Here is a 9,304-nt window from a genome sequence, read left to right as displayed (position 1 = left end):
TTACGCCCAGCCCCCGGAGCCCTTGGCGGGGGGGGGATCCGGGGCCGCTTCCACGGGGCTTCCCGGCTCAGGAGGCCGGGCCCACCCGGACGGTGGTGATCTTCCCGCCCTGGGACTCCCGGACGACCTCGATCTTCGTGTTGGTGTCCGGCACCTTCACCGTCAGCTGCGGCGTGGCCGGGTCGCCGTAGACCCCGGTGCGGTCGTTGAAGACCGGAACGGCCGGCTTCGACGGGATGCGCACCGCGACGCCGCCCTTGTGCAGGGTGAACGGCGTGGTCGGCTTGAGCGAGAAGGTCGCGTCGTAGGTCTGCGCCCGCCCGTTGACCAGCGTCCCGTCGGCGAAGCGGATCGGCGCCGGGCGGGCGTCGATCGGCAGGATCAGCCCGCCGCCGGGGTGGTCCTTGGTGTTGTTGTCACCGTACGAGGTGTCCCACAGCCAGATCAGGACGCCCTCCTGGTACGGGTAGTTGTCCACCACGTTGGCCTTGCCCGCGACGCCGCTGTAGCCGAAGTTGTACGGGCCGGTCTTCAGGAACGCCCCGTAGCCGGTGTAGCGGCGGTTCTCGGCGAGGTACGCGCGCGGGTGCTGCTTGACGGCGGTGCGGCCGTCGATGGCGGTGAAGCCGTTGGCGGTCCAGCCGTTCGCGCCGTTCTCGGCGCCGTCGGTGAACAGCTCGGCGCCGCCGGCGGTGGCCTTGACGGCGTCCACCAGGACGCCCCGGCCGTGGGTGTTGCTGTCCGAGGTGACGTGGAAGCGCAGCCGGACCTGCCGGCCGAGGTAGCCGTCCAGCGGGATGTGCAGCTGCTTGTAGGCGCCGGACGCGCCGCTCAGGCCGGGGGTGTTGGCGCTGGTGTTGCCGATCGGGGCGCCGTCCACGGTGCCGCCGAGGGCGGTCCAGTGCTTGCCCTCGTCGGTGGAGGCCTCGACGGTCAGGAAGTCGTAGTCCTGCTCGGTGTCGTACCAGACCGCCGCGTCCAGGGCGGCCGGACCGGCGGCGGTGCGCAGGTCGACGTCCCGGGTCAGGGAGTTGTCCTGGTTGTCGCCGGTGTCGCTCCACCACTGCCTGGCGCCCTCGTACGGGTCGGCGAGGTCGGTGCGGGTGGTGCCGTCCGGCAGGTGGACCAGGACGGCCTGGGCCTGGTCGGTGTTGTAGCTGCTCACGCCGAGGGCGTGGGTGGAGCGGGTGGCGGCCTGCGCCTCGTCGTAGTCGAGCCAGCCGAACTGCAGCTTGCTCCAGGCGTCGAGGTCGCCGGGGTAGCCGCCGGTGGTGTTCGGGCCCTTGCCCAGGTACGAGCCGGAGGACATCAGCGACCAGAAGTTGACGCTGTTGTCACCGCCGTTGGTGGGGTAGAGGTCGGGCAGGCCGAGGTTGTGGCCGTACTCGTGGGCGAACAGGCCGACGCCGCTGTTCTCGCCCCCCTGGACGTAGTCGTAGACGTACAGGCCGGTGTCGCCGACGGGGGCGCCGCCGATCTTGTTGCCCTCCGGGCCGGTCTGCCCGGTCGCGTCCGGGAAGGTCCAACTGCGGTGCGCCCACAGTGCGTCGGCGCCCTGGGCGCCGCCGCCCCAGGTCTCGTCCACGCCCGCGTGCACCACGACGACGTTGTCCAGGTAGCCGTCCGGCTGGGCGAACTCGCCGTCCTTGTCGTGGTCGTAGCGGTCGTAGACGTCGTACTGGGCGAGCTGCGCCTTGATGTCGGTGGCGGAGCGGCCCTTGGCGATCTCGCCGTCGTACCAGGCCTTGACGGCGTCCCGGACGAACTCCTGCCCCTGGGTCCAGGCGCCGGAGCCCTGCGGGCCCTTGTTGCTGCCGTAGCGGGCCTCGTTGTACGGGAGGGTGACCCAGTCGCTGACGGTGCCCTCGACGTCGTACCGGCCGGAGGACTGGGTGCGGTAGTAGTTGCGCATCGACACGGCGCCGGGCGAGTCGTCGAAGAACAGCTTCTGGTAGTAGTCGCGGTTGAAGTCCTGCGACCACAGGGTGTGGTTGTCGTCCTTGCCCGGCTTGGGGATCAGGTTGTGGGCCGGGCCGGGGGTGCCGCCGTAGCGGGGCTGGCCGTTCCACTGGGTGGTGGTGTCCACCTCGTCGCCGAACTGGGCGAGGATCACGAAGACCTTGTCCGTGCGCTGGTGCGCGAGCTGGACGTAGTCGTTGCCGATCTTCACCTTCGCCGGGGCCCGCTTGCCGGCGCTCTTGGCGACGGAGCCCTTGTTGAGCTGCTCCAGGGCCTTGCCGCGCAGCGCCTGGCGCTCGCGCTCCTGCGGGGCCAGCGGGGCGGGCGGGGCCTCGGCGCCCTGTTCGGCGTCGGCCTGGGCCGCGGCGAGGGTGGCGGGGGTCGGGGGTGCGGCCTGGGCGGGGGTGCCCAGCAGGGTGGCCGCTATCGCGCCGGTGGTGAGCGCGGCGGCGAGGGCGGCGGACAGTCTGCGCAACTGACCGGTCCTTTCGGGGGGGATGGGGGTCCTTCAGGTCATCAGTCGGTGAAGCGCAGGTAATATTTCACATGTGACGGGTCACGTGGAAGAGGTGTGGAGCAAGCGGAAGGGCGCCGCACCAGGAGGTACGACGCCCTTGGCCTGCCGGACCGTCAGCCGGTGGTGTATTCCAGGGCCACGCTGACCACCACCAGTGCGCCGTGGACCAGCGCGAGGGTGCTCCGCCCGGTGGCGTGCAGGGCGAGCTCCAGCCCGGAGGCGAGTCCGGCGTTGCCCGCGGTCAGTGGCGTCCACTGCCGCTGCCCGACCGGCCCGGGCGGCGATCGTGCGGAGCGTCGCAGCCCGGCCCGGGCGGTGCAAAGGACTACCCCAGGGACGCCCGCAGGAAGGCGAGTTCGGCCTCGGCCAGCTGCTCCATCAGGCCGCCCGGGGTCATGTGGGTGGCCCCGGGCAGCGGCAGCACGCTGTGCGGCCGGCCGGCCCTGGTGAGCGCCTGGGAGAGCAGCAGGGTGTGCGAGGGGTGGACGTTGTCGTCGGCCAGCCCGTGGATCAGCAGCAGCGGCCTGGCCAGGCCGGGCGCGTCGGTGATCAGGCAGTCGTCGGCGTAGCCCTCGGGGTTGTCCTGCGGCAGGCCGAGGTAGCGCTCGGTGTACGCGGTGTCGTAGAGCCGGAAGTCGGTGGGCGGGGCGCCCGCGCAGGCGGCGTGGAAGACGTCCGGGCGGCGCAGGACGGCGAGCGCCGCGAAGTAGCCGCCGTAGGACCAGCCGCGCACGCCCACCCGGCCGAGGTCGAGGTCCGGGTGCTGTTCGGCGAGCGCGTGCAGGGCGTCGACCTGGTCGTCCAGCGCCACCTGGGAGAAGCGGCGGAAGATGGTGCGGGTGAACGCGGGGGAGACGAACGGGGTGCCGCCGTTGTCGACGGTGACCACCGCGAAGCCCTGGTCGGCCCACCACTGCTTGAGCTGCCAGCGGCGCGGCTCGTTGGCCACCGCCTGGTAGCCGGGCCCGCCGTAGACGTCCAGCAGGACGGGCAGCCGCCGGCCCGGGACGTGGTCGCGCGGGTAGACCACGGCGCTGGGCAGGGCGCGCCCGGTGACCCGGGCGAGTCGCGGCTCCACCCGGTGGGGCAGCGCGGCGCTGTGGTCGGTGAGCGGCAGCTCGCGGCCGTCGCGGCTGACGACGCGCCGCACGCCCTCCGGGCCGGCCGAGGTGAGCAGCAGGGTGTCGGCGGTGGCGAGGGCCGTGTGGGTGCCGGGGCCGGAGGCGAGCGGCTCGGGGGCGCCGCCGTCCGGGTCGACCAGGTGGACGTACTGGTCGAAGGGGTCGCCCTCGCCGGTCTCGCAGAGCAGTCGGCCGTTCAGCCGGCCGACGACCCGGCGGATCTGCAGGCCGGTGGTGTCCAGGGGCTTGCCGTCCAGCGCGAGGCCGCGGGCCTGCGGGGTGTCGTGGACGGTGAGCAGCCGGCCGTCGGCCAGCCGGGCGGGGGTGCCGGGCAGGTCGTCCACCCAGAACTCGTCGGTGGTGCGGGAGAGTTCGGTGCTCGTGCCGGTGGCCGGGTCGGCGCTCAGCAGCAGCACGTTCTGCTGGAGGCGGTCGGCGACGGTGAGCAGCACCTCCTCGGTGGAGGCCCAGGAGGCGGCGCAGACGTACGGGAACTCCTCGGCGTCCCACCGCAGTCGGACCCGGGTGCCGTCGAGGCCGAGGACCCAGAGCTGGACGTCCGCGTTGGGGCCGCCGGCCTGCGGGTAGGCGAAGTCCTCGGGCGCCTCGCCGGGGTGCGCCGGGTCGGCGAAGTAGCGCCGGGGGACGGCGGATTCGTCCACCCGGGCGGCCAGCAGCGCGCCGCCGTCCGGGCGCCACCAGTGGCCGCGGGAGCGGCCGAGCTCCTCGGCGGCGGCGAACTCGGCGACGCCCCAGCGGGCGCCGTCGGCGGGGGAGAACGGTTCGAGGGCCGGGGTGACGTACAGGGCGTCCTCGGCGACGTAGGCGACGCGCTGCCCGGTGGCGTCCGGCCGGGGGTCGAACGCGGGCCCGGCGACGGGGAGTTCGTCGCTGGTGCCGGCGGTGGTGTCGGTGCGGAACAGCCGGCCGTCCAGGGTGAAGACGGCGGTGGCGAGGTCGGCGGTGGCGGCGTACGTGCCGATGCCGGCGGCGACCAGCCGGGTGCGCTCGCGCAGCCGGCGCTCGACGACGGGCAGGTCGTCGCGGCGGCCGGTGCGGCCGGGCAGCAGCGCGGCCGGGTCGGCGACCAGGCGCTCCTCGCCGGTCGCGGTGTCGAGCAGGTGGAGGCGGTCGACCGGATCCTCCGGACCGGTGGAGCGGAGCAGCAGCAGCCGGGTACCGTCCTCGGCGAGGGTGTACGCACGCGGCGCGCCGAAGGCGAACCGGCCGGTACGGGCGCTGAGGGCAAGGAAGGCGTCGGTGTTGGTCACGGCCCGATGGTGGTCGCGAGGTGTGGGCCCCGACCAGTAGTCTGTCATGTGAAATGTCACACATCAGTGAGCGTGCCGGTGTCGACCGGCCCGCCGAGACGTCGAGCCACCGGCGCGCCGACCACCGGTGCGCCGGCCAGCGGAGGAAACCGTGACCGAGGACCTGCGGACCGCCGAACCCCCGGCCCCCCTGCCCGCCGCCGACCGGCTGTTCAGCGTGTCCCCGCGGACCGCGCACCTGAACCACGGCTCGTTCGGCGCCGTTCCCGTCCCGGTGCAGCGGGCGCAGGAGCGGCTGCGCACCGAGCACGAGCGGGACCCGGACGGCTTCTTCGCCGACCTCCCCGCCCGGATCGCCGCCGCCCGCGCCCTTCTCGCCGCCGAGCTGGACACCGACCCGGACCGGCTCGCCCTGGTCGCCAACGTCACCGAGGCGGTCGCGATCGCCCTGGACAGCATCCCGTTCGCCCCCGGCGACCGGATCCTGGTCACCGACCACGGCTACGGCGCGGTGACCCGGGCCGCGGTCCGCAAGGCCGCCGAGACCGGCGCCGACGTGGTGGTCGTCGAGGTGCCGCTGGACGCCCCGGACGAGCAGGCCGTCCGGGAGGCGGTGCTCGCCGCCGTGGACGGACGCACCACCGTCGCGATCCTCGACCAGCTGACCTCGCCCACCGCCCGCCTGGTGGCCGGCCCGGCCCTGCTCGCCGACCTGCGCGCCCGCGGCGTGACCACCGTGGTCGACGGTGCCCACGCCCCCGGCATGCTGCCCGCCCCGATCGATCCGAACGCCGACTTCTGGTTCGGCAACCTGCACAAGTGGGCCTTCGCCCCGCGCGCCACCGGCGTGCTCGCCGTCCGCCCCGAGTGGACCGGCCGGGTGCGCCCGCTGGCACTGTCCTGGGAGCACGACAAGGGCTTCCCGGGCAACGTGGAGTGGCGCGGCACCTGCGACTACACCCCCTGGCTGGCCGCCCCGGCCGGCTTCGAACTGCTGCGCGACCTCGGCCACGCGGAGGTCGCCGCCCACAACACGGCCCTCGCCGCGTACGGCCGCCGGGTGCTGGCCGAGCGGGCCGGCCTGGCACCGCTGCCCGCGACCCCCGGGGTCTGGATGAGCACCGTCCGGCTGCCGGACGGGTTCGGCGAGACCGAGCCGCAGGTGAAGGCGCTGATGGCCGAGGTGTGGCACCGGCTCGGCACCCGGATCGCCGTCCGCCCGTGGGCCGGCGGCGGGGTGCTGCGGGTCAGCGCGCAGCTGTACAACCGGCCGGAGGAGTACGAGCGGCTGGCGAACGGGCTGGTGGAGCTGCTGAAGGGCTGAGCCGGGCCGGGGCCGGGGCCGGGGATGGGGCCGGGGCCGGCCGTCGGTGGTCCCGGTGGTCCCGGTCGTCCAGGTCACGGAAAAACGGTGCTATCGATGTCACTCCTCCCGGGTAACCTCTCGCTGAGATGCGAGATCACACCAACCACACCCGGACGGCGATGAACACCCCCGATCCAGAGCCCCAGGACGACCAGGAGCTCAGCCCCGCCGAGGCGTACGCGGCCAGCCGTCGCCGGGCCAAGGAGCAGGCCACCGCCCTGTACGGCTTCCAGCAGCTCTACGACTTCCCGCTGGACGACTTCCAGCTGGAGGCCTGCGAGACGCTGGAGGCCGGATCCGGCGTCCTGGTCGCCGCCCCCACCGGCTCCGGGAAGACCATCGTCGGCGAGTTCGCCGTGCACCTGGCCCTGGCCGCGGGCCGCAAGTGCTTCTACACCACGCCGATCAAGGCGCTCTCCAACCAGAAGTACGGGGACCTGGTCAAGCGCTACGGCGCCGCCAAGGTCGGCCTGCTCACCGGCGACAACACCGTCAACGGCGACGCACCCGTGGTGGTGATGACCACCGAGGTGCTGCGCAACATGCTCTACGCGGGCTCCAGCACCCTCGACGGCCTCGGCTACGTCGTGATGGACGAGGTGCACTACCTCGCCGACCGCCTCCGCGGCGCCGTCTGGGAGGAGGTCATCATCCACCTCCCCGAGTCGGTCACCCTCGTCTCGCTCTCCGCGACCGTCTCCAACGCCGAGGAGTTCGGCGACTGGCTGGACACCGTGCGCGGCGGCACCAAGGTGATCGTCTCCGAGACCCGCCCCGTGCCGCTGTGGCAGCACGTGATGGCCGGCAACCGGATGTACGACCTGTTCGCCGACCCCGACCGCGACGGCCGCCCCAAGCACAACCTGAAGAACCCCGGCAAGGCCGTCAACCCCGAGCTGGTCCGGCTCGCCCGCTCCGAGCTCGACCGCAACCCGCGCGACCGCTTCGGCCGCGGCCGGGGCCGCTCGATGCCCAACGGCCGGCCCGGCCGGGTCTGGACGCCGAGCCGCGTGGACGTCATCGACCGGCTCGACGCCGAGGGCCTGCTGCCCGCGATCACCTTCATCTTCAGCCGGGCCGGCTGCGAGGCCGCCGTCCAGCAGTGCCTCAGCTCCGGCCTGCGGCTCAACAAGGACGCGGACCGCGCCCGGGTCCGGGCGATCGTCGAGGAGCGCTGCGCCGACATCCCCGACGAGGACCTGCACGTCCTCGGCTACTTCGAGTGGCTGGACGGGCTGGAGCGCGGCATCGCCGCCCACCACGCCGGGATGCTGCCCCGGTTCAAGGAGGTCGTCGAGGAGCTCTTCGTGAAGGGCCTGGTCAAGGCCGTCTTCGCGACCGAGACCCTGGCGCTCGGCATCAACATGCCCGCCCGCTCGGTGGTCATGGAGAAGCTCGTCAAGTGGAACGGCGAGACCCACGCCGACATCACCCCCGGCGAGTACACCCAGCTCACCGGCCGGGCCGGGCGGCGCGGCATCGACATCGAGGGCCACGCCGTGGTCCTCTGGCAGCGCGGCCTCGACCCCGAGGCGCTGGCCGGCCTGGCCGGCACCCGCACCTACCCGCTGAAGTCCTCGTTCCGGCCCTCCTACAACATGGCCGTCAACCTGGTCTCCCAGTTCGGCCGGCACCGCTCGCGCGAGCTGCTGGAAACCTCCTTCGCCCAGTTCCAGGCGGACCGCTCGGTGGTCGGCATCGCCCGCCAGGTGCAGCGCAACGAGGAGGGGCTGGAGGGCTACCGCGAGTCGATGACCTGCCACCTCGGCGACTTCGACGCGTACATGGAGCTGCGCCGCCGGCTCAAGGACCGCGAGAACGAGATGGCCCGCGAGGGCAGCAGCCAGCGCCGCGCGGCCGCCGTCGAGTCCATCGAGCAGCTCAAGCCGGGCGACGTCATCCACGTGCCCACCGGCAAGTTCGCCGGCCTCGCCCTGGTCCTCGACCCGGGCCTGCCGCCGGTCAACCGCTCCGGCCGGGGCGGCCCGCGCCACCCCGACTACCAGGACGGCCCCCGCCCGGTGGTGCTCACCGCCGAGCGGCAGGTCAAGCGGCTCGCCATGATCGACTTCCCGCACCCGGTCGTCGCGATCGAACGGCTGCGCATCCCCAAGTCCTTCAACCCGCGCAGCCCGCAGTCCCGGCGCGACCTCGCCTCGGCCCTGCGCACCAAGGCCGGTCACCTGGAGCCCGAGCGGTTCCGGCGCGGCCGCGCGGCTGCCGCCGACGACCCGGAGATCACCCGGCTGCGCACCGAACTGCGCCAGCACCCCTGCCACGGCTGCTCCGACCGCGAGGACCACGCCCGCTGGGCCGAGCGCTACCACCGGCTGCACCGCGACACCGAACTGCTGGAACGCCGGATGCGCTCGCGCACCCACACCATCGCCCGCACCTTCGACCGGGTCTGCGGACTGCTCACCGACCTCGGCTACCTGCACGGCGACACCGTCACCGACGACGGCAAGCGGCTCGGCCGGCTGTACGGCGAGCTCGACCTGCTCGCCTCCGAATGCATCCGCGAGGGCGTCTGGAGCGGCCTGGCCGCCGCCGAACTCGCCGCCTGCGCCTCGGCGCTGGTGTACGAGGCCCGCCAGTCCGACGACGCCGGCGCCCCCCGGGTGCCGGAGGGCGCGGCCAAGGAGGCGCTCGGCAAGATGGTCCGGATCTGGGGCCACCTGGACGCCCTGGAGGAGCAGCACCGGATCAACACCGCGGAGGGCGTCGGCCAGCGCGAGCCCGACCTCGGCTTCGCCTGGGTCGCCTACCGCTGGGCGCTCGGCCACAACCTCGACCAGGTCCTGCGCGACGCCGACATGCCGGCCGGCGACTTCGTCCGCTGGACCAAGCAGCTGATCGACGTCCTGGGCCAGATCCAGGACGCCGCCGGCGAGGACGTCGAACTCCGCCGGACCGCCCGCAAGGCCGTCGACGGCCTCCGCCGCGGCATCATCGCCTACTCCTCCGTGGGCTAGCCGGACACCTGAAGGGGCCCGCCCGCTCACCCGAGCGCGCGGGCCCTTTCGCTTCCCAGTGATGAGGATGAAGGGGTGGGGAAGCACCAGGCCTG

Annotated in this window: 4 protein-coding genes; 2 read left to right on the top strand and 2 right to left on the bottom strand. The window is 73.5% G+C overall.

Going from position 1 to position 9,304, the window contains the following annotated elements:
* Positions 1 to 67: 67 nt before the first annotated feature.
* Both ACIQOV_RS13415 and ACIQOV_RS13410 read right to left on the bottom strand, forming a co-directional pair.
* The gene (locus ACIQOV_RS13415) at positions 68 to 2,434 is read right to left on the bottom strand and encodes an immune inhibitor A domain-containing protein (protein ID WP_401048245.1); all 2,367 of its coding nucleotides are present in this window, start codon (positions 2,432 to 2,434) and stop codon (positions 68 to 70) included.
* Between the two features lie 367 nt (positions 2,435 to 2,801).
* A complete protein-coding gene (locus ACIQOV_RS13410) occupies positions 2,802 to 4,868 on the bottom strand; it encodes a prolyl oligopeptidase family serine peptidase (protein ID WP_401048242.1) in 2,067 nt (688 codons plus the stop codon).
* A gap of 151 nt (positions 4,869 to 5,019) precedes the next feature.
* Between ACIQOV_RS13410 and ACIQOV_RS13405 the strand changes: the two genes are divergently transcribed.
* On the top strand, positions 5,020 to 6,192 hold the full coding sequence (locus ACIQOV_RS13405) for an aminotransferase class V-fold PLP-dependent enzyme (RefSeq protein ID WP_401048240.1): 1,173 nt from the start codon (positions 5,020 to 5,022) through the stop codon (positions 6,190 to 6,192).
* 161 nt (positions 6,193 to 6,353) lie between these two features.
* Positions 6,354 to 9,209, top strand: a complete 2,856-nt coding sequence (locus tag ACIQOV_RS13400; RefSeq protein ID WP_401048248.1) for a DEAD/DEAH box helicase — start codon at positions 6,354 to 6,356, stop codon at positions 9,207 to 9,209.
* Positions 9,210 to 9,304 lie beyond the last annotated feature (95 nt).

Source organism: Kitasatospora sp. NPDC091257 (assembly GCF_044757675.1).
GTDB lineage: Bacteria > Actinomycetota > Actinomycetes > Streptomycetales > Streptomycetaceae > Kitasatospora > Kitasatospora lactacystinica.
The sequence above is the reverse complement of the archived record's forward strand: the minus strand, read 5'-3'. Positions and strand labels throughout refer to the sequence as shown.